Below are 19,180 nucleotides of genomic sequence, written 5' to 3'. Positions count from 1 at the left end.
GTAAGGCATATCAAAAACCCCTATTTCCGCAACTCGTCAGCCCCCAAAAAAGAAAGGGGGAAGCGTAAATCCGGCGCCTGTTAGCCCTGTGCGAGAGCCTCTTTGTTTTGAATGATTTGTTCATGCACCAGTTCACCCAGAATTTGCAGGGGCATTTTGTTGGTGGCCATCGCGCGGGTCATGATATAGTCGGCGCTTGGGCGGTCCAAAGCGTCAAGCAGCTCCCGCTGGCGGATAAACATACCGCCTTTGCCCGGTTTAAGGGTTATATCGGCATTGGTAATTGCTTCATCCAAAGCATGTGCTTCTTCCTCGGTCATTCTTGCCATGGGTTTCTCCTATAATGTAAGCTCGCCAAAAAATTTCTTTCTGCATGGCATTGCATGAAAGACATTAACCGTTTCATCATCAATGATATTATATGCGACTTCTATCAAATTTCCGGTGGTATCATACCCGATGACAAGCCATTTGTTTTTATAGGCTTCGAGCAATTGTTCATGAAGGGGATGCCAGAGGGCATAGCGAATGGCGGTTTCTGTCACACCGTGCTTGAACGCCGCTTCATTGTATTCGATATTCGGAAACATACGAACAGTTTAAGGGTTAATTATCGGTAGTACAAGTCTTTGGTGGTGTGCGCGTTGCCAGCGCCTTTTTCTTCCCGGGGGCATTGCGCCCTACGGCCCCCGTTTTCTTGCGTTGCCTTTCGGTATTGGCGCTGATGGTTCCTGCGCTCAAGGTGAAGGTCCCGGCGCCGGCTTTATTCACCCCGCCGCCGCTGGTGGCGGCGATGTTTTTGGAATCACCGGCCCCGCCAATGGTTCCCTTACTCGAAGAATTTTACTAAAATTCGTAAAGTCCGCTGCGCCCCTTACACCAGGGTCCTGGCGATCCGCAGTATGTCCGCGAATACCCCGCCGGCGGTTACCTGGGCGCCGGCTCCGGGGCCTTTTATCACCATGGGCAGTTTGGAATACCGGTCCGTGGTGATCACCACGATGTTGTCCGAGTCCACCAGGGACAGGAAGGGGCTGCCCGGGGATTCGGCCCGGAGGGAGAGCCGGGCGGAACCTTCCTCGATGATTGAAACATAGCGCAGGACCTTGCCCTCTTTGGCGGCTTCCAGGCGGCGCTTTTCAAAGTCGGCGTCGGCCTTTTCCAGTTCCGTAAAGAAGGCTTCAACCCCGTTGGCCTTGAAGCAGGAGGGGGGAAGTATGGGCTCAATGGCTACGGCGGGAAATTCCAGGGACATGCCGCATTCCCGGGCCAGGATCAGGGCTTTGCGGGCGGCGTCCATGGCGTTGAGGTCGTCCCGGGGGTCCGGCTCGGTGTAGCCTTTGGCCTTGGCTTCCCGGACCAGGGCGGAAAAGGTTTTGCTGCCGTCAAAGTTGTTGAAAATGAAGCTCAGGGTGCCGGAAAGCACCGCCTCAATGCGCCGGACCTTGTCCCCGGAAAGGGCCAGGTCCCGGAGCACCGAGATTACCGGGAGCCCCGCGCAGACCGTGGTTTCGTAGAGATAGGGGATGCCCCGGTCACGGGAATAGCCGGTGATGGTTTTGTAGTAATCCAGGGAACCGGAGTTGGCCCGCTTGTTGGGGGTGACCACGGGTATGGCGGCCTGCAGTATCTCTGCGTAAACAGCGGCCACATCGGGGTTGGCGGTACAGTCGCAGAAGGCGGTGGTGGGGAGGTTGAAGGATTTCATCTTGCGGATAAATTCAGGCAAGGTCAGGGGGAGTAGTTCGGTACCTGCTGAGCCCTGTTTGATATCCCCGGAACTGAGGACCCCCCGGATCTTTTTCGGTTCCAAGCCTGCAGGGTTGAAGATCATCCGGCTGGAATTGGCCACCCCCACCAGGTTGATCCGTATTTTATACTGGTCAGCCAGGGTCTCTTTATGGCTGGTGATCTGGTCCAGCAGGGTTCCGCCTATATTGCCGATGCCGATGAGGAAGAGGTTGACCGTGCGGACCCCGGCCAGGAAAAAGGCCTCGTGAATCGCGTTCAGGGCCTTGGCCACATCCTGGGCGCCGATAACTGCGGAGATGTTGATTTCCGAGGAACCCTGGGCTATGGCCACCACGTTGATCCCGTTCCGGCCCAGGGCGTGGAAGACCTTGCCGGAAATGCCCGTGGTATGCTCCATATTGGAACCCACCACGGCTATAATCGCCAGGTCCTCCATCACCGCAGGCGCCTCAATGGCCCCGGAAGCGATTTCCCGCTCAAATTCCTCCCCTATAACAGCTGCCGCCAGGGGTCCGTCCTGGGGTGCAACCACAACGCAGATGGAGTATTCGCTGGAGGCCTGGGTAATGAGGATGATACTGATCCCCTTCCGGGCCAGGGCGCCAAAAAGCCGGGCGGAGAAGCCGGTCATCCCCACCATGCCCGAACCCTGCACCCGGACCAGGGTCACATTTCCCATAGAAGAGATCCCCCGTATGGGGTAATTCCCCGGATCCGCGTCGTCGGCGATCCGGGTGCCCCCCCCTGGGGGATTGAAGGTATTCCGTATCACTATGGGTATGCCTTTTTCCAGGGCAGGACGCACCGTGGGGGGATGAAGAACTTTGGCGCCAAAATGGGAAAGCTCCATAGCTTCATTATATGACAGAGAATCAATTTTGAAAGCGGTCTTAACAAGCTTCGGGTCCGCGGTAAGTATGCCGTCCACATCGGTCCAGATTTCCACACATTTTGCCCCCATGGCGGCGCCGAAAATGGCGGCGCTCAGGTCCGATCCCCCCCGGCCCAGGGTGGTGGTATGCCCTTCGGCGTTTGACCCGATAAAGCCCGTGGCTATTTGAAGGGCCGGGTGTTTTTTAAGGTAGGACCGGATGCGGCTGTAGCTTTCATCGCCCTGATACCGGGCAGACCCATAGTTGCCGTCGGTCAGGACCAGGGGCCGGGCGTCCAGGTATTCCGCCTGAACACCCTGGGCGGTGCAGATATGGGCAAGGAGAGCCGCAGACAGCCGTTCCCCAAAGCTCATCACATAATCAAAGCTCCGGGGGGAAAGCTCCCGGAGTATACCTATACCGTCCAGGGTACGGCTCAGCTCCGCAAAGGAAGCCTTTATGGCGGCGTCCGTTTCCTGCCGCTCTGTCCCGGCAAGGAAGGCATGGCTTATTTTGCGGTGCCGTTCTTCCAGGGTCTTAAGAGCCGCCCGGGCAACTTCGCCCTCCGCCGCCTGCCGGGCCAGGCCGATAAGGCTGTCGGTAACCCCGGACAGGGCGGAAACCACCACTACCCGGACTTTACCGGCATGCTCCGAATCACCCAGAATACCTATCAATTTCCGAATCGCCTCTGGGGACCCAACCGAAGTGCCCCCGAATTTCAGTACTACCATGAAAAGATCCCCCTGGAAAACCGCGATATTTTCAAAAACCGGCATCCCATAAAATATCAACTACTTATACGCTTTTTCCGGGTATTTTTCAATCGTTTATTGGAAAAGCTGAAAAAAAGAAATCTATCCTTTTATACACCCATAGCGGTAGTTTTTTTTTTATGATAATATAAAAACCTGAAATTCAACTTGGCTTTGGATTAGATTTTGTATGTTTATAATGCATAGGTCGGGGGTACTGTGGAATGGCTTTGGGGATTATTACTACAACATTTGTTTTGTCCTGCACTTTTGTAGCCATAGTTCTTCGTCTGTCCCGTAAAAAAGCCTGGTTTGATCCCATTGATGAGCGGAAAATCCACACCGGCGAGGTACCCCGCCTGGGGGGACTAGGCTTCGCAACGGCTTTTATACTGGTAGTTTTTGGCATTATCTTCCTGGTTCCGGCCCTGGGGATAAAACTTCCCAATGCACTTTTAGGGCCAAGCTTCATATTCCCCCTGATTTCGATAATCATCATCTTTATTTCCGGTGTTTTTGATGATTTCCATCCCATGGCGCCCCGGTATAAGCTGTTTATCCAGTTTATCGCGGGAATTTTGGTGCTTATCCCCAATTATACCTTTAACAGGATATTTCCCTTCAATATTGGATCCCTGGGGGAGCTCATTTGGCTGCGCTACCCCATTACTTTCCTCTGGATAGTGGGGCTCACCAATGCGGTAAACTTCATTGACGGGGTGGACGGCCTGGCCGGAGGGGTTTCGGCCCTGGCGGCCCTGTTTTATGCTCTTATTTTTATGCATTCTCCCAACGGAGGCCCCACAAGCCTCCTCGCTCTCTGCCTTGTGGCGGCTTTGGGGGGCTTTCTGGTGTTTAATTTACCCTTTCCCCGGGCCAGGATATTCATGGGCGATGGGGGCAGCCAGTTTCTGGGCTTCACCCTGGCGCTGCTCCCTCTGAGCAACGGGACCGGCACCGGTATACCGGTCTTCTACGCCGCTGCGCTGCTCAGCATCCCGATCTTTGACACCATCGCCGCCATTTGGCGCAGACTCAGGGACGGGCGGCGGATTGACAGCCCTGATCGGCTTCATATTCATCATAAACTAATGAATATGGGCCTCAGCTCCCGAAAAGTGGATGCGGTTCTCTATGGATTGCAAATTTTGTTGGGTGTCCTGGTATTTGAGTCCCTGCGGTTTAAGGGCGGCCTCTCGATACTTTTACTGGGGGCAGCCTATGCGGCGACGGCTGGTTTTTTCACCTTCATCCACTTTGCAAACCGGGCAATTCAAAAACAGCTGAAAACCCATACCTCGGAAACCTGAGTTTTCAGCATGGCCCCTGTTCGCCCACTTCGGCGACCATTTTGGCTATCACTTCCCTGATAAAATCATCACAGATTGAATAAATACGACGGTTTCCCTGAACCACGGAATCCACCACCCGGTTTTCCTTGAGAATCGCCAGATGCTGGCTTATAACCGGCTGGCTTTCCCCCAGGCTGGTCCAAAGGTTGGTTACACAGGGGTCCCCCTGTCTGTAGATATGACAAAGTAGTTTTAAGCGCACAGGATGACCACAGACCTTCATTTTTCGTGAATATTCATTAACAACAGCCATTTCGGTACAAGCAAGCTGACTATCCATATGAATTTAGCATTGCATGGTCTTTGTGGATAGTCAATGTTTTTTTTTGTTTTTTTGAACTAAGAGAGACTTTGCAGCTATCTTCAGCGAGAAATTCACCACTTGCCCGGCGGTGGTCATTTTATTATGATCCAAGTATATGCGGCATTATTTTGACTGGGCTGCCACGGCGCTGCCGCTGGATCTTCCCTCCCCTTCCGGCTCGGTCCCCTTCGGCAACCCCTCGTCCCGGCATCTTGAAGGCCGCCAAGCCCGGGAAACCCTGGAGGCAGCCCGGTCCCGCTGCGCCGCTGTACTGGGGGTGCCCCCAAAACAGCTGTACTTCAGTTCCGGGGGCACCGAGTCCAATGCCATCCCCCTGCAATCCCTGCTCCTGCGAAAAAATGCCGCCGCCCTGGTTTCCTCGGTAGAACACCCCTCGGTGCGGGAAAACGCCCTGGTCCTGAAACGGCTGGGAGCGACAATTATGCCTATCGGGGTTGAAAAAGACGGCCGGGTGACGGAAAGCACCCTGGAGGCGGCGTTGGCCAAAATACCCACCCTGCGTTTTGCGGCGATCATGGGGGTGAACAACGAGACCGGGGCGGTGATGGACCTGGGGGCACTGGTGAAGTATATCCGCCAGAGCTCCAGACAGGGGCCGCCGGTCCATGTGCACAGCGATCTGGTCCAAGCCCTGGGGAAGATACCTCTGGATATTAGCGGCTGGGATCTGGATTCGGCGGCCTTCAGCGCCCACAAAATCGGGGGGCCCCGGGGGGTAGGCCTGCTCTGGCTCCGGGGGACCAAAGGCCCGCAGCCCCTAGAAGTGCTGGGTGTCGGAGGCGGCCAGGAGGGGGGCATACGGCCGGGTACTGAAAACACCGCCGGCGCCCTGGCCTTGGCGGAATGTATGGAAGCCTTCGCCACCAGGGAAGCGGTAGAGGCCGGGTATGCCGCCGCCACAAAACGCTGGAAGCCCTTGATACAGGCCCTCCGCTCCATGGACCGCTGCACCCTTATCCCGGAGGATCGCAGTGATGAGGATCCCCGGTTTTCCCCCTGGATACTCCAGGCGGGTTTCCGGGGCATACCCGGGGAAGTAATGGCCCGGGCCTTGGACGATGCGGGGTTCGCAGTTTCCACCGGCTCCGCCTGTTCTTCCCGGGAGCAAAAACGGCCGGTCCTGGAAGCCATGGGCATTGGGAGGGACCAAAGCCTTGAGGGGGTGCGCTTTTCCCAGGGCTGGTCCACTACTATAGAAGAAATAGAGATGCTTACCCGGGCAATACAGAAAATTCTGGAGGCCCTCTAATGGCAGCTTCGGAGTCCAGCCTCTATTTGCTCAAGCTGGGGGAGCTGACCTTGAAGGGGGGGAACCGCGCGGGCTTTGAGGATATCCTGGAACGGAACCTCCGGGACCTGCTCCGGGGAACCGGGGCAAAGATACTGACCACCGCAGGCCGCTTTTATGTGCGCACCCCCCAGGAAGGGGAAGCGCGGGTTGAGGAGACCCTGGACCGGCTCATGGGGATTTCAGGCTGGGCAAAAACCCGGATCTGCGAAAAAAGCCCCCAAGCGGTCTTTGCCGTCTGCGTTGCCGAGGGGAAGGCCTTGGCCGCACAGGGCATAGAGAGCTTCAAAATTGAAGCCCGCAGGACCGACAAAAGTTTCCCCCTGGACTCCTACGGCATAGCCCGGGGCGCCGGGGACGCGGTAAGCGAAGCGGTGCCGGAGCTCAGGGTAGATGTCCGCAAACCCCAGGGGGTGATTACGGTTGAAATCCGGGAAAGGGCCTATATTTATGGTTTCAGCCGCCAAGGCCGCCGGGGCCTACCGGTAGGCACTGCGGGCAGGGGGCTGCTCCTCCTTTCAGGGGGCATTGATTCCCCGGTGGCAGGCTACATGATGGCATCCCGGGGCATGAAGATAGACGCGGTCTACTTCCACGCCTACCCCTACACCTCCGAAGAAGCCCGGCAAAAAGTAGTAAAACTAGCGGAAATCGTGGGCCGCTTTTCTCTGGGGATAAGGCTTTTCACCGTAGGCTTCACCTCCCTGCAGATGCGGATCAAGGAACAGGCCCCGGAAGAGTGGACCACGGTGCTCCTGCGGATGGCCATGATGGAGTGCGCAGAAAAACTGGCAAAACACCGGCGCAGCAAATGCCTCATCACCGGAGAGAGCCTTTCCCAGGTAGCCAGCCAAACCATCGAAAACATCAACTGCACCGGCAGCCGGGTAAAACTCCCCATACTCCGCCCCCTGATCGGCATGGACAAGGAATCCATCATCCGGGCGGCAGTGGAACTGGGCACCTACGAAACCTCGATACTCCCCTACCCCGACTGCTGCGTCCTTTTCAGCCCCCCCCATCCGGTACTGCGGGGCGACATCGGCGAAGCAAACCGGCTCTACGAGGGGCTGGAACTGGGGGAGATGATAGATACCGCTATCAGGGAAAGCGTTATGGAGCGGTGTTCGTTTCCAGGGTAAGCGCAGAAATACTATGAAGATTTATCACAGAGGAATTACAGAGAGGCCCATCCATAATGTTTCCCATGTTTTTCTATGCTATGCTATGCTTCTTTTTCCGTTAATTGGCCGCTTATATACTTGTGTATAATACTTGACACTAAGGTTTGATAGGGCATTCCTTCTGCAAGGGCCCTGGTTTTAATTCCATCCAGGTCTTTTTTTGTAAGCCGGATATTCATGCGCTGATCTTTTGTCATAGTTGTCCTGGCCGCTTCCTGTAAGAGACGCTTCATCTGATCGAGATTGCCAATAGACTGCCATTCATCATTTGCAATAGATTTAGCCAAATCTTTTTCTTCATCATCCAGAAATTTGTTGTTGATATTTTTCATTTGTTATCCCTCAGATATTTTTCCGTATATTTTCGGCTTGGATAGATGGTTTTCAGAAAAATTGATTCCCCTTCTATAACAGCCGGAACGACATAAATATAATTTTCTATATTGAAAAGCATAAGCTTTTGGTTACCATATTTTTCTTTGTTAGGATGATCCAGCATATCAATCATGGTATTTTCTTCCAGGAGGATTACGATCTGCTCAAAAGAAACACCCCGTATACGTTTAAGCACTGTATTTTTCTCGTCATTCCATTGGATTATCACAAATGAAATATATCATAATGTGTGCCTATTGTCAATACATTTTTGACTGCCTAATCGTTTCCAGGGTAAGCGCCTATTCCATCGGCGGGAAGTACCCCGTAGCATCCCGCCCCGAGCGTTCCAGGAGGTAGACCTCGGCTTCTACCGGGAGGTAGGCGCGGCCGAAGTCAGTGGGAAGAGACGAGCGGTAGCTGAGGGTGTAGGAACCGGAAGGACGGGAACCCAGTCTGCTGAGAACCGGGCTTATCCCTTCGGGGCGGTAGAGGGGCAGAATGTCGCCGCCGGTTTGCTCGCAGAGGTAACGGAGTTCCTCCGGGGCCTGCGCACCCCCCAGGATCACGGTATAGAAAATAATATTGTTATTAGCTAAGTAAGCGGCCAGTTCTGAAAGGCCGTACTGATCAAAGGCCAGTTCCCCCATTTCCCCGGAACTGATAAAGACCACCGCACGCTTCCGCTGGCCGTTTAAAAGGTCCGTGGCTGCCAGGCGGAGCCCCAGGTCGAAACGCCAGCGGGGGGTATAAGAAGCAGCAGTCCCCCGGGCAGAAGCGGCCAGGGCGGTAACCGAAGGGGCGGTCCCTTCAACCCGCTGGCGCAGGGGCTGTTCCCCCGCGGCTATCAGGGATACTATATGCCCTCCTGCGGCGTGGATATCCCGAATGGCTACATTCAAGTCCGGTCCCAGGCTTAAGGCTGCAGGGGATCGATCCAGGAGCAGGGCCAAGTCAGAAGTTTCCGAACGGTATCCGGCGCCCAGAAAATTTTGTTCCCCTGCCAGGCGGCCCTGTTCGCTGAGTACAAAATTTCGGGAATCCAGGCCTATGATGGGCCGGCGCCGCCGGTCCTGCACCTGGAGATCCACCGTAATCAGGGGGAAGCTATCGGAATTCACCCGCTCTATCTGGACAAAGAGCCCGGCGGCCATATCGTCCAGGGGGGTCATGATGGACACCTCATTCCCTTCAAAATTTGCCGCCAGGATATTGCCGTTTAGATCCGGCTTGGCCCCGGCAATACGCACCCGGGTATTGCCCAGCAGCCCCATTTCGCGGATCAGCGCCGAATTGGGGTCAATGATGAGGAGCCGGTTGGCGTCGGTGACCAGGAGGCGGCCATCCGGCAAGGGGCTCAGGCTTTCGGGGCTCCTGAGCCCCTCGGTCACGAGTATCCCCAGGTAGCCGCCGTTACGGTCAAAGATGTAGATCTGCCGGGTAATGTTGTCCGCCACATAAACCCTGCCTTCCAGGGCGGCAATGCCTGTGGGGGAAATAAAGCCTGTGAAGCCAGAAGATCGGTCCCCGAAGGAAAGGATAAAGCTTCCATCGGGGTCAAATTTAGAGATACGTTTATTACCGTAATCCACCACATAGAGGTATCCCTCATTATCAATGGTGATGTACTGGGGACCCACAAACATTCCATCACCCCGGCCTTTAGAACCGATGTAGAACTGCCATTCACCCCGGCTATTGAGGACGCTTACCCTGTCGCCCCGAAATTCCGAAAGGTAGAGCCTACCGTCCGGTCCTTGGACCAGATCGTAGGGCCGGTCAAAACCGTTCAAGGGCCCCCGCTGACGCTGACGGACTATGCCGTTCACGTCTATCCGGACCAGTTCATTACTGCCATAGGCTACAACCCATACAGAGCCATCCTCCAGGGGAAGCACCGCAGTGGGCTGACGGTATACCTGGATATCACCAACCTTGCCGGGAAAATGGCCGGCCTCCACATAGCGGATATCTTCGTCAAGGAAAGAAAAGAGGCTGCGCCGGTTCCGCACGGTTTCAATGCGGCCAGCCAATACCAGGGTTTCATTACGGGAAGGGCCGTAGGCGTCCACCGCAGAACGCCACTGCCGCAGGGCAGTATCCTCCATGCCGGACCGGTAATAGGAGCGGCCAAGCCAGTCTAAAATCAGAGGTTCCCCAGGGCGGTAGGAAAGGGCCCGTTCAAAGGAGAGGATCGCCTCGTTAAAACTGCTGCGGTTATAGGCCTGAACCCCCAGGCGGAATTCCTCTCGGGCGGAAAGGGCATCCCGGTCAGTTCCCTCGATACCCCAGGTGGGGGAATTCGCCGCTTCCCCGGTTTGGGCAGCGATGAATCCGGCCGCACCCAGGAATATCAGCACCAAAAGGGAGAAACCCGGGGCGGCCCTTAGCTTCATGAAGCTTCCCCGACCACCAGACGCATGTGGGCCCGAATCACCGGGTTATGGGGGGCCAATTCAAAGGCACGGCGCAGCCAAATCCTGGCTTCCTGGGTATCCCCGTTTTTATAATAAGCCCAGCCCAGGGAATCCATGTAGGAGGCGTTCTGGGGGGCATGGTCAACCGCCCTTCGGCAGAATCGCAGGCCCCTGGCCAGATCGATATTGGAGTCCACCAGGATATACCCCAGCCCGTTCATGGCGGTAGCGTTTTTTTCATCCATCTCCAGGGCTTGCTCGTAGAATTCAACCGCCCCTTTAAAATTTTTCTGGGACCAGGCGGCATACCCCAGGGTGGTGTAGATCTGTACCGACTCGAAACCGCTCTGAGAAAGCCTTTGCAGCTCAAACTCCGCCATCTTGGCCCGCTTGGTTGTCACATAAATATAGGCCAGGGTCAAACGGCACTGGTAAACCCGCAAGGGTTCCTCGCTATTGGTAACTACCTGCTCCAGGTAGATCAAGGCGTCCTCATGACGTTCCAATTTCATATAACAGAGCCCAAGGTAATAGGCAATTTCAGTAACCTCTTCGGCACTGCACTGCCCCGCATCGATCCTGAGAAATTCCTGAAGCGCCGGATCCCAACGTTTTAGATTGAAAAGCCGTATCCCTTCCTGTAATTTATCCTCAGAAGCCCTGTTTCCTGCCATATTCTACCTTTTGCCATTCACCACGGCGCTTCGGGCCGAAGTGATACTATGCTCCGGGGCGTGGGAACAGATGTCCCGCAGCACCACCGGATGGATAAACACCGGGCTCATAGACACCCGGTTCCGGGAAACCGCATCAGAATCTGAATCAAGTTCATCTTCAACCACCACGCCGCTCCCTTTGACAAAACAATACCGGTAACCATCCGGAGCGTCAAAGGACGTTAAGCTATCCTGGTAACGGCGGCGGCTTGGAAAGCTTAGCACCGGAGGGGCAGTATAGGAGGGGCTATTGGGGAAATTGACATTAACAAAGGTATCTTCCTTCCAAAAGGCGATCAGTTCCTCCAGATGATCCCGGGCATAGGCCACCGCAGGTTCCCAGAACACCGGGCCCTCATGGATCACCAGAGAAAGGGCAATGGCGGGGATACCATGAAGGGCGGCCTGCCGAGCCGCCGCAGCGGTGCCCGAATAGACCAAATCGGTACCCAGGTTTGCCCCGGCATTGATACCCGAAACTACCAGGTCAGGCTTTACCGGGAGAGCCCCCAGAATCCCCAAAAGCGCACAGTCTGCGGGGGTTCCCGAGCAGGTCCAGGTATTGTTCCCCAGATCCCGAATCCTGATAGAGTCGTAAAAGGAAATGCAATTGGACACCCCGGAACGCTCCCGATCCGGGGCAAGTACGTAAATAGTATGTTGTTTCAACTCCCGCAGGGCGTCCGCAAGCCGGAGCAGCCCTTCGCAGCTTATACCGTCATCATTGGTCAGCAGTATGTTCATTGTACCTCAATAACCCGGGCAGCAGCCGCGGGCCGTATAGGATGGATCAGGGGATGAAACCCAAAGATCCGTTCATAATCCTCAAAACGGCGCTTGTATTCGTCAATAGCGCTTTCGGTGATAATCGTGTAGGTACAACCCCCAAAGCCCTGGCCGGTCATACGGGAACCCAGAACCCCCTCGATCTCCTGGGCCCGTTTCACCAGCCAGTCTATCTCGGGGCAGGAAACTTCGTAGAGGTCCCGGAGGCTTTCATGGGAATGGAGGAGCACCTTAGACAGAAGCGGAAAATCCTGGTGTTTCAAGGCATCCTCGGCATCATAGACCCGGCGTATCTCCTGGACTATGTGCATGGAACGCCGGCGTATCTCCTCGGGCAGGTCACCCATGGATTCCACCAGGTCCAAGGCCGCGTAATCCCGGAAACTGGTCCCGGTTTTTTTCTGGGAAAGCAGCTCCAGTCCCCTTTTGATATCCTGCCGCCGCTGTTTCAGCTCATCTTCCACTCCCAGTCGGGGCACCCGGGAGTCCATGATCAGAATTTTATATTTCCCCAGAGGGGATTTTATCCGCCGCACCTCCAGAGAAGCCTCATCTACCAGAAGAAAATGATCTTTACGGGCATTAAAAGCGATAAGATAGTCCACTGGGCTGGTATTCTTTCCAAAAAAAGCAGCCTGGGCAGCAATAAGTCGGTTCAAAAGCTCTTTATCGCTGATAGAAGCCTGAAAAAAGCCCTTCAAAGCCACTGCGGAGGCCACTTCAATGGCGGAAGAAGAGGCCAGCCCCACTTGCTGGGGGATATTTCCCCCAACAGTAAAGTTCAGCCCCTTTACAGGGTAGCCCAAATCGGCAAAAACCTGGATAGCTACCTTAATATAGTTGGCCCAGCGGTCCTCCCGCTTAAATTTGAGGTTAACCAGGGTGGTACGCTTCCGTTCCCCCAGGTCTGCTGCATAAAAACGCAGGGAGTTATCCTTTCTAACACTCACGGCTACCCGGATATACCGATCAATAGCGGATGACAAAAATAATCCGGCCTTTGGCTCACCATGTTCACCCAAAAAGTGAATTCTGCCGGGCGCTTCGGCAATGACAACAGTCTCGGGTCGGTCGGCGTCTATCTCGTATTCCGTACGGTGGATGGGACCGATGTCCAGCATAGTTAAAAATCCTTCATTCAAAAGACTGGAGACAGGTTACACCCTCTCAAGCCTATAGTATAGGAAAAAGCCGGGTTGTTCAATAAAATTCTCAATAAATTATTTAGGATATGCGAAAATTCAGCTTTTTACCCGGAAGGGGCGCTAAGGATGGTTTTTGTTTCTATATATAGTAACTTATGGAGACTTTCATGTTCGCAAAACGGGGTATTCTCCCCCTGGCTCAGGATGGCGAGGCGAACCGTGGAAGCTCCAGTCCGGATATACCGCCCGGGAAACTCCGTTGCAAGTTGCGCCCCCTGGTTTACCAGGGCCCGTTTCTGCCTGAGGAAGTAGAGCTTGTATGCTTGTCAACCCAATGGTAGAGTTTAAATAAGATGCACGTTTTATATAGAAAGGAGTAAGCAATATGCAGAAAGGCTATGAAAAAACCTACGATTGGGTAGCAAAACTGTTGCATGATTGTGATTTTGAAGACGCAGCAAAAAGGCTCAACCTTAAACAACCATCCCGGGATGAAGTTTCGGTTGAATTCTTAGGACGAACATACCTGGTTAATAAAAAAGGCGTCCACCTTACAGAACAGAATATAGCCTGGTCCTGCAAATCTGAAGGATTTGACTACAACTTAAAAAGCGTCCTTGGCTATTATGTCCTGTCCGAAGCAAACCTGGACCCTCTGAATGATTTTTGCGTTATCACCAGTTTTTCCGGAGGAGTGTTCCGTGAAGGTGACAGCGGAGATATCTTTAATAACGCCCTGGGAAGGGTTTATGGCGCTGATTATCAAAAATTTTGCAGAGTCGCTGAAAAACTCGGCATGGTATTTGAGGAAAACAAATCAAATTTGAAATACACCTGGCGATATTCGATGTTGCCCAAGATTCCAATAAAAATAGTTTATTATGAAGGTGACGAAGAATACCCCACAAAATTGCAGATCCTCTATGATAAAACAGCAATACTGTTTTATAAATTTGAACCCCTCGCAGTATTAAACGGTTGTTTTATTGGGGCCCTTGCGGCAATAGGGGAACTATAATTAAGCTATTTTAGCTAAACAACAAACTCAGCCCCGTAACGCTGTCTTTTGTTTCTCTATATAGCTACTCACAGCAGTTTTCATGTTCGCCATGCGCTGCTGTATAACCGCCTTTTCTTTCATGTTGATCCCGGGGGTACGGAGGGAGTTACTCAGCCGGGTATAGTGGGCATTACAGGCCTGGTGAAAAATGTCCTTTGGAAATCCCCGAATACGGTTTTTTGTTGTTGAGTAGGTAGCTTCCGCTGCTTGGTATAGGGTTTTAACTTCTACGATTTTGAGGGAGCGGAGGGAATCTTCAAAGTCCTGGATTGCCTAGGTAAGGCTATTGAGGGTTATGGTGTCTTCAGCTTCGAAAAAATGAAGCTCCTGCTGTAAAAAAGTCTCTTCAGCAAGTATTAAAAGCTCGCAGTCTCCCGCTGCTTGGGCTTCCTGAAAACAAAACATGGCTGAGGAAATGCCGCTTTCGTAAAAGAGCCGCCCCTGATGTTCACCGCCATCGGTGGCAAACCCTTTTCGCCCTAGATCAATGTTGTAAACGCTTTTAAATACCTCATACAGCAAGCCAGTCTTTTCCAAATTCTTCCTCTGCTTCCGCTAGGTTAAAACCACCTTTTATAAGGAAATCGGCTCCCATGTGACTTTTGGCAAATTTAGCCAGATACGGAGGCATGGGGTAATGTTGTATCATATACATAGTGCTTTCGTTTTTTTTACCGGCCTCCTCCAACTCACGCGCCTTATCGGCTATAGCAAACCGTTCTTCTAAAGTCATGGTCTGAACTTGGGGCATACGCTTCTCCTTACCCACAGAGTATACCAGCTTTTAAGGCCCCAGGCAAGGGAAAACGGCCCCCGCAGCCCGCCGCCAAGGAGGCTGCCAGCGCTTCTCACCCTTCCCCGAACAACTCCGGCTGTATATCCCCTTTAACCCGGAAGCTCAGCCGCTGTATGGGGGAAGGCCCGTAGCGGAGCACCGCCTCCCGGTGGGCCTTGGTGGGATAGCCCTTGTGCTTTTCATAGCCGTACTGGGGGTAGAGCTTGGCGTAGCGTTCCATTTCCCGGTCCCGCTCGGTCTTGGCGAGGATGGAAGCGGCCATAACCTCGGGGATTTTGCCGTCCGCCTTTACCAGGGCGATGCAGGGGATGGCAATTTCCGGGATATAGAGCCCGTCAACGATGGCTTCCAGGGCGCTTAAGGGCAAGCCAGCGCCCCCCGGCCCTGCCAACATGGCGGCCAGGGCTTCAAAGGCCCGCTCCATGGCCAGGAGGCTGGCCCGGAGTATGTTGATTTTGTCGATTTCCTCATGATCGGCCCAGCCTATGCCCCAGGCTAGGGCGTCTTTCATGATGATCCCCCGGGCAGCTTCCCGCTTTTCTTTGCTGAGTTTCTTGGAATCCCCCAGGATCTCCCGGGGGAAGTCCGGGGGAAGGACCACTGCAGCGGCGCAAACCGGCCCCGCCAGAGGACCGCGCCCGGCTTCGTCAAGGCCGCAGATCAAGGCTGCCTCCTAATTGTCGGAGCCTTTCAGCACATCCAGGACAGCCCGGAGTTCCGGATCATGGGCGTAGTAATGTTCCTCCAGCTCGGCGGGACTGAGGCCTACCAGTTCATGGCTCATATAGTGGATCCAAAGGTCCTCATCTTTAACAGAAAGCTCGTGCTTACGGCACCAGTAATCGGGCTGTATGGGGAGCTGTTCCCCCTTATCGTAGACGTACTTATAATCGTGAACCGCCACCTTGATGTCATCCCGGGGTATGCCCTTTTCCAGGATGACCCCTGTGAGGTGGTTGATGGTCCTGCCTGAATCAAAGATATCGTCCACCAGGAGCACCTTGTCCCCGATGCGCAGGTGTTCCGGCGCATAGGTCCAACCTTCAACCTTCACCTGATCTGATTCCCGGACCCCTGTATAGGACCGGGCTACCACGGCGGCATAGTACACCGGGCGACTGCCCCGGCGGACTATCTTGAAGTACTCGCTTATCACATTCCCCAGGTAGGCCCCGCCCCGGAGGGACACGTAGATCACATCGGGGATGAAGCCGTCATGGTAGATACGATGGGCCAGTTTCAGGGCATTATTGCGGACCATGTCATAGGGGAGGAATTCCTTAACCATATGCGCATTGTACTATAGGGGGAAAAGGATGGCAATATTCAAATTATCAAAAAAATTGCCTTTGCAAAGAGCCTACAGTTTCTCAAACGCCCAGCTTATACCCCCGGGACCTACGTAAACCCGGCAGTACGTGCGGTAGCCCACATAATCTTCAAGGTTAATGTACCTGACCCCCCCGACTTCCCGGATGATACGGTGGTGAACATGGCCCATGAACATGACATCGCAGCGGCCCTTCAGGATAGACACGATCCGGGCCCGTTCGCGGGAGTCGGTGATCTGCATGATATCACCGGGTGATTCTGTAAACAGATTGGTATGGGTGAATACAAAGACATGTTCCTTCGCTGAACCCAGTCCCTGCTGAAGCCAGTCCAGCTGATCGGATCCAAAGGAAGCATTGGCAGAATCAAGAATAAAAAGAGTTGTATTACTGTGATCAATTCGATAACTGGTTGATCCTATCAATTCTTTCCACACAGGCCAATTGTCAAAATAAATATCGTGGTTTCCGATGACCGGATAGCAGGGAATCCCTGCTTTTCGCAATTCTTCGGCTATACTAATAAATTTATTCAGATCCTCCCGTTTCCCGTTCTGGGTAATATCCCCGGTGACAACCACAAACTTATCACCGGCAGCACTGACAGCATAGGCCAGTTTTTCAAGCCCGTGGGCATTACCATCCTCTATATGGGTATCGCTCACCACGACAAAGGAATAAGCAGCCCCTAAATCGCGTCCCTGATCGGAAGGTCCGAGAAAATTGAAAATATCCCTGCTTTCCAGCCTGTCATCCTGTTCGTTGGCGGCAAAAAATCCAAAGAGGTCCACATTGCAAGCCACAACCATCAGGGCGACAAGGATAATAACAAACAGCTTTACTATTCCGGATATTCGCAGCCTTTCTACCAATTGAATACTACTCCCATATTAAAGGCAAGGCCATACAGGTTGGCGGCCAAACCAACGCTCCCGGTCTGGTACAGATCCAGGCCATTGACCAAGAAGAGAAATTTAAGGAGTCTGATTTTGCTATTCAGGTTGAAGTAATAGGAACCGAAATTGCCGGCAATAAAATCATCGTAATTGGCGCAGCCCAGGCCAAGACGGAAGGGTTCGGAATTAAAAAAGTTGACATACCCGGAAAAGGCCAGAATAGGTTCAAAAATGGGTGGATCATCATAAAAAACAGAAAACCGGGCCCTAAGGCCCAGGGCAAATCCGGCATACTTTCCCCTGACCCCCAGCGCGGGGAGTAGGGTATGGGACGAAGTCTCATAATCCGGCATGGCGTTTAGCATATAAGCAAAATCCGCATAGACCGGGAAGGGGATGGGCAGAGGCAGGGCGGCGCTGGCTGAGACAAAGGCATCTGTCTCCCAGGCGACAGTAGTTTCCCACAAGGCCAAGCCGGTTTTCAGGGTATACCGGTCGTTCAGGGTAAGCGCGCCGAATCCTGAAAAGGTCCAGCATTGATTATAGGTCCGGTTGTATTCGTTCTTAACATCAACACCCGCTTCCTTCCCGGTAATACGCACATCAAGCCCATGGAGTGTTGGAGCCAGAAACAGTAAAAATAACAACTGCGGTTTATACATTGCTTCGTTTGGGGGATCTAAAGAATCCAAAGAGGCTGCCGCAGAATCCTCCTGCGATATGGGCAAATTCGGAAACATTGTTGGCACTGAATGAATTAAAAAGTTCCCGGCCTATATACAGGGCCAGCACCAGGATAAAGGTCAGAGGGATTTCCCCTTCGTTAAAGTTAGTGAATGACGCCAAGAGTATCATCATAAACACTACCCCGGAAGCGCCCAGGAGGGCGGTGCGGAACAGGAGCACGTTCAGTGCCCCGGTTACCAGGGCGGTGATGGCGATCATCACCAGCAGGGGCAGGGAACCGTAGGAGGTTTCCAGCATAGGTCCGATGAGGAGTATAAAGGCAAAATTGGAAAGCAGGTGGTTCCAGGAGGCGTGGCCCACAACATGGGTAAAAAGGGTAACCCAGCTGCGGATCCTGCCGGGATCAAATCCCCCCTTTCCGGGCACGGCGAACCAGAGCTCGGTCAGGGAATGAAAGAAAAACTGTGACAGCACCAGAACTATGGCACTCAAAAACGCGTAAGTCAGCACCGTGGGGGAATTGTACCTGATTTTCATAATCACACCTTATTTTAATTTTAGCTCAATCTGAACCGGGCAATGGTCTGACCCTTGAACATCGGGCCGGATAATGGAAGCGCTAACCTTGGGCATAAAGGCCTTATCCACACAATGATAATCAAGACGCCACCCCACATTCCGTTCCCGGGCGCTCATCCGGTAGGACCACCAGCTGTAGCAGCCGGTTTCCCCGGGATGAAAGCTGCGGAAGGTATCCACATAACCTGCGGCAATAAAGGTATCCATCCAGGCCCGTTCCTCCGGCAGATACCCGGCGTTCCCCTCGTTTTCCTTGGGCCGGGCCAGATCAATGGGGGTATGGGCGATATTGTAATCCCCGCAGAGTACCAGGTGGCGCCCTGCAGAAACCAGTTTATTGCAACATTCCAGCATGGCGGCGCAAAAGTCAAGCTTATAACCCAGCCGGGCGCCGGCATCCTGGGAATTGGGAAAATAGGCGCTGATCAGCACAAAGTCCTTAAAATCCGCCTGAAGCACCCTCCCCTCGGCGTCAAATTCCGGAACCCCCAGGGGTTTTATATCCCGGGGCTCTATGCGGCTGTATATGGCCACCCCGGAATAACCTTTTTTTTGGGCGCTGGCCCAGTAGGAAAAGTAGGCCTTGCCATCCTTATCCACAGGCTTGTTCAGTTCCGAGGAAAGCTGATCCGGGTGGGCCTTAGTTTCCTGGAGGCAGAGCACATCCGGAGACTCCTGCCGGATCCAGTCCACAAAGCCCCGCTTTTCCACAGCCCGAATTCCATTGACATTGAAGCTTAAAATACGCATCAGAGCAAGTATAACCGCCGGGAGGCCCTTTAATCAACATACCGATCCAAGGCGTGTGTAAATTTCCGGTTCTATCGGAAAATAAAAAAATGGCAGCCCTTCTACTACGTATTG

General features: G+C 53.6%; 23 protein-coding genes. 4 read left to right on the top strand and 19 right to left on the bottom strand.

Annotation, left to right across the window (positions count from 1 at the left end; genetic code table 11):
- Positions 1 to 80: 80 nt before the first annotated feature.
- The 4 genes from TREPR_RS06200 to thrA form a co-directional block, all read right to left on the bottom strand.
- Complete coding sequence (locus tag TREPR_RS06200) at positions 81 to 329, bottom strand: hypothetical protein (protein ID WP_015707445.1); 249 nt, start codon at positions 327 to 329, stop codon at positions 81 to 83.
- A 9-nt stretch (positions 330 to 338) separates the two neighbouring features.
- Positions 339 to 590 carry a hypothetical protein gene (locus tag TREPR_RS18135; RefSeq protein WP_015707444.1) on the bottom strand — a complete coding sequence of 84 codons (252 nt, stop codon included), beginning with the start codon at positions 588 to 590 and terminating at the stop codon, positions 339 to 341.
- A gap of 16 nt (positions 591 to 606) precedes the next feature.
- The gene (locus TREPR_RS18575; RefSeq protein ID WP_169313407.1) at positions 607 to 771 is read right to left on the bottom strand and encodes a hypothetical protein; all 165 of its coding nucleotides are present in this window, start codon (positions 769 to 771) and stop codon (positions 607 to 609) included.
- A gap of 103 nt (positions 772 to 874) precedes the next feature.
- Positions 875 to 3,358 (bottom strand): bifunctional aspartate kinase/homoserine dehydrogenase I, encoded by a 2,484-nt coding sequence (gene thrA / locus TREPR_RS06190; RefSeq protein WP_041611489.1) that lies wholly within the window; start codon positions 3,356 to 3,358, stop codon positions 875 to 877.
- Positions 3,359 to 3,603: 245 nt separating this feature from the next.
- Here thrA and TREPR_RS06185 point away from each other — a divergent pair, with 245 nt between their 5' ends.
- Complete coding sequence (locus TREPR_RS06185) at positions 3,604 to 4,689, top strand: MraY family glycosyltransferase (RefSeq protein WP_015707441.1); 1,086 nt, start codon at positions 3,604 to 3,606, stop codon at positions 4,687 to 4,689.
- Between the two features lie 4 nt (positions 4,690 to 4,693).
- Here the strand turns inward: TREPR_RS06185 and TREPR_RS06180 are convergent, their stop codons facing one another.
- On the bottom strand, positions 4,694 to 5,011 hold the full coding sequence (locus TREPR_RS06180) for an ArsR/SmtB family transcription factor (RefSeq protein ID WP_041611044.1): 318 nt from the start codon (positions 5,009 to 5,011) through the stop codon (positions 4,694 to 4,696).
- Between the two features lie 139 nt (positions 5,012 to 5,150).
- Between TREPR_RS06180 and TREPR_RS06175 the strand changes: the two genes are divergently transcribed.
- Complete coding sequence (locus TREPR_RS06175; protein ID WP_015707439.1) at positions 5,151 to 6,305, top strand: cysteine desulfurase family protein; 1,155 nt, start codon at positions 5,151 to 5,153, stop codon at positions 6,303 to 6,305.
- The gene (gene thiI / locus TREPR_RS06170; protein ID WP_015707438.1) at positions 6,305 to 7,486 is read left to right on the top strand and encodes a tRNA uracil 4-sulfurtransferase ThiI; all 1,182 of its coding nucleotides are present in this window, start codon (positions 6,305 to 6,307) and stop codon (positions 7,484 to 7,486) included. The genes TREPR_RS06175 and thiI overlap by 1 nt, the downstream gene beginning before the upstream one ends.
- An 83-nt stretch (positions 7,487 to 7,569) precedes the next feature.
- Here thiI and TREPR_RS06165 read toward each other — a convergent pair whose 3' ends face one another.
- From TREPR_RS06165 to TREPR_RS06140, 6 genes are all read right to left on the bottom strand, one after another.
- Positions 7,570 to 7,860: an antitoxin gene (locus tag TREPR_RS06165; protein WP_015707437.1), complete on the bottom strand. Its 291-nt coding sequence runs from the start codon at positions 7,858 to 7,860 to the stop codon at positions 7,570 to 7,572.
- Complete coding sequence (locus TREPR_RS06160; protein WP_245534797.1) at positions 7,857 to 8,036, bottom strand: hypothetical protein; 180 nt, start codon at positions 8,034 to 8,036, stop codon at positions 7,857 to 7,859. The genes TREPR_RS06165 and TREPR_RS06160 overlap by 4 nt, the downstream gene beginning before the upstream one ends.
- A gap of 169 nt (positions 8,037 to 8,205) precedes the next feature.
- On the bottom strand, positions 8,206 to 10,299 hold the full coding sequence (locus TREPR_RS06155) for an NHL repeat-containing protein (RefSeq protein WP_041611043.1): 2,094 nt from the start codon (positions 10,297 to 10,299) through the stop codon (positions 8,206 to 8,208).
- A complete protein-coding gene (locus tag TREPR_RS06150) occupies positions 10,296 to 10,994 on the bottom strand; it encodes a tetratricopeptide repeat protein (RefSeq protein WP_015707435.1) in 699 nt (232 codons plus the stop codon). Before TREPR_RS06150 ends, TREPR_RS06155 begins: the two co-directional genes overlap by 4 nt.
- 3 nt (positions 10,995 to 10,997) lie before the next feature.
- A complete protein-coding gene (gene surE / locus TREPR_RS06145; RefSeq protein WP_015707434.1) occupies positions 10,998 to 11,780 on the bottom strand; it encodes a 5'/3'-nucleotidase SurE in 783 nt (260 codons plus the stop codon).
- On the bottom strand, positions 11,777 to 12,943 hold the full coding sequence (locus tag TREPR_RS06140) for a galactokinase (RefSeq protein ID WP_015707433.1): 1,167 nt from the start codon (positions 12,941 to 12,943) through the stop codon (positions 11,777 to 11,779). The genes surE and TREPR_RS06140 overlap by 4 nt, the downstream gene beginning before the upstream one ends.
- 409 nt (positions 12,944 to 13,352) lie before the next feature.
- Here TREPR_RS06140 and TREPR_RS06135 point away from each other — a divergent pair, with 409 nt between their 5' ends.
- Positions 13,353 to 13,985 carry a DUF3786 domain-containing protein gene (locus TREPR_RS06135; protein WP_015707431.1) on the top strand — a complete coding sequence of 211 codons (633 nt, stop codon included), beginning with the start codon at positions 13,353 to 13,355 and terminating at the stop codon, positions 13,983 to 13,985.
- Between the two features lie 315 nt (positions 13,986 to 14,300).
- Here TREPR_RS06135 and TREPR_RS06130 read toward each other — a convergent pair whose 3' ends face one another.
- The 8 genes from TREPR_RS06130 to TREPR_RS06095 form a co-directional block, all read right to left on the bottom strand.
- On the bottom strand, positions 14,301 to 14,564 hold the full coding sequence (locus TREPR_RS06130; RefSeq protein ID WP_148257245.1) for a hypothetical protein: 264 nt from the start codon (positions 14,562 to 14,564) through the stop codon (positions 14,301 to 14,303).
- A complete protein-coding gene (locus TREPR_RS06125) occupies positions 14,539 to 14,778 on the bottom strand; it encodes a hypothetical protein (RefSeq protein ID WP_015707430.1) in 240 nt (79 codons plus the stop codon). Before TREPR_RS06125 ends, TREPR_RS06130 begins: the two co-directional genes overlap by 26 nt.
- Positions 14,779 to 14,875: 97 nt before the next feature.
- A complete protein-coding gene (locus tag TREPR_RS06120) occupies positions 14,876 to 15,487 on the bottom strand; it encodes a ribonuclease HII (RefSeq protein WP_015707429.1) in 612 nt (203 codons plus the stop codon).
- 9 nt (positions 15,488 to 15,496) lie between these two features.
- A complete protein-coding gene (locus TREPR_RS06115) occupies positions 15,497 to 16,111 on the bottom strand; it encodes a phosphoribosyltransferase (RefSeq protein ID WP_015707428.1) in 615 nt (204 codons plus the stop codon).
- Positions 16,112 to 16,183: 72 nt separating this feature from the next.
- Positions 16,184 to 17,026 (bottom strand): metallophosphoesterase family protein, encoded by an 843-nt coding sequence (locus tag TREPR_RS06110; RefSeq protein WP_015707427.1) that lies wholly within the window; start codon positions 17,024 to 17,026, stop codon positions 16,184 to 16,186.
- Positions 17,020 to 17,712: a hypothetical protein gene (locus tag TREPR_RS06105; protein WP_015707426.1), complete on the bottom strand. Its 693-nt coding sequence runs from the start codon at positions 17,710 to 17,712 to the stop codon at positions 17,020 to 17,022. The genes TREPR_RS06110 and TREPR_RS06105 overlap by 7 nt, the downstream gene beginning before the upstream one ends.
- Positions 17,705 to 18,274, bottom strand: coding sequence for a rhomboid family intramembrane serine protease (locus TREPR_RS06100; protein ID WP_015707425.1), 570 nt, complete (start codon positions 18,272 to 18,274; stop codon positions 17,705 to 17,707). The genes TREPR_RS06105 and TREPR_RS06100 overlap by 8 nt, the downstream gene beginning before the upstream one ends.
- A gap of 9 nt (positions 18,275 to 18,283) precedes the next feature.
- Positions 18,284 to 19,066, bottom strand: coding sequence for an exodeoxyribonuclease III (locus TREPR_RS06095; protein ID WP_015707424.1), 783 nt, complete (start codon positions 19,064 to 19,066; stop codon positions 18,284 to 18,286).
- Between the last annotated feature and the right edge of the window lie 114 nt (positions 19,067 to 19,180).

Origin of the sequence: Treponema primitia ZAS-2, assembly GCF_000214375.1 — a bacterium.
Classification (GTDB): domain Bacteria; phylum Spirochaetota; class Spirochaetia; order Treponematales; family Breznakiellaceae; genus Termitinema; species Termitinema primitia.
Note: the sequence above shows the minus strand (reverse complement) of the source record. Positions and strands in the feature narration are given on the sequence as shown.

Bases quoted from the DNA above. Each gene is read 5' to 3' on its own strand.
- TREPR_RS06200 (WP_015707445.1), bottom strand. From the start codon at position 329: ATGGCAAGAATGACCGAGGAAGAAGCACATGCTTTGGATGAAGCAATT.
- TREPR_RS18135 (WP_015707444.1), bottom strand. From the start codon at position 590: ATGTTTCCGAATATCGAATACAATGAAGCGGCGTTCAAGCACGGTGTG.
- thrA (WP_041611489.1), bottom strand. From the start codon at position 3,358: ATGGTAGTACTGAAATTCGGGGGCACTTCGGTTGGGTCCCCAGAGGCG.
- TREPR_RS06185 (WP_015707441.1), top strand. From the start codon at position 3,604: ATGGCTTTGGGGATTATTACTACAACATTTGTTTTGTCCTGCACTTTT.
- TREPR_RS06180 (WP_041611044.1), bottom strand. From the start codon at position 5,011: ATGGATAGTCAGCTTGCTTGTACCGAAATGGCTGTTGTTAATGAATAT.
- TREPR_RS06175 (WP_015707439.1), top strand. From the start codon at position 5,151: ATGCGGCATTATTTTGACTGGGCTGCCACGGCGCTGCCGCTGGATCTT.
- thiI (WP_015707438.1), top strand. From the start codon at position 6,305: ATGGCAGCTTCGGAGTCCAGCCTCTATTTGCTCAAGCTGGGGGAGCTG.
- TREPR_RS06165 (WP_015707437.1), bottom strand. From the start codon at position 7,860: ATGAAAAATATCAACAACAAATTTCTGGATGATGAAGAAAAAGATTTG.
- TREPR_RS06160 (WP_245534797.1), bottom strand. From the start codon at position 8,036: ATGATTGATATGCTGGATCATCCTAACAAAGAAAAATATGGTAACCAA.
- TREPR_RS06155 (WP_041611043.1), bottom strand. From the start codon at position 10,299: ATGAAGCTAAGGGCCGCCCCGGGTTTCTCCCTTTTGGTGCTGATATTC.
- TREPR_RS06150 (WP_015707435.1), bottom strand. From the start codon at position 10,994: ATGGCAGGAAACAGGGCTTCTGAGGATAAATTACAGGAAGGGATACGG.
- surE (WP_015707434.1), bottom strand. From the start codon at position 11,780: ATGAACATACTGCTGACCAATGATGACGGTATAAGCTGCGAAGGGCTG.
- TREPR_RS06140 (WP_015707433.1), bottom strand. From the start codon at position 12,943: ATGCTGGACATCGGTCCCATCCACCGTACGGAATACGAGATAGACGCC.
- TREPR_RS06135 (WP_015707431.1), top strand. From the start codon at position 13,353: ATGCAGAAAGGCTATGAAAAAACCTACGATTGGGTAGCAAAACTGTTG.
- TREPR_RS06125 (WP_015707430.1), bottom strand. From the start codon at position 14,778: ATGCCCCAAGTTCAGACCATGACTTTAGAAGAACGGTTTGCTATAGCC.
- TREPR_RS06115 (WP_015707428.1), bottom strand. From the start codon at position 16,111: ATGGTTAAGGAATTCCTCCCCTATGACATGGTCCGCAATAATGCCCTG.
- TREPR_RS06105 (WP_015707426.1), bottom strand. From the start codon at position 17,712: ATGTATAAACCGCAGTTGTTATTTTTACTGTTTCTGGCTCCAACACTC.
- TREPR_RS06100 (WP_015707425.1), bottom strand. From the start codon at position 18,274: ATGAAAATCAGGTACAATTCCCCCACGGTGCTGACTTACGCGTTTTTG.
- TREPR_RS06095 (WP_015707424.1), bottom strand. From the start codon at position 19,066: ATGCGTATTTTAAGCTTCAATGTCAATGGAATTCGGGCTGTGGAAAAG.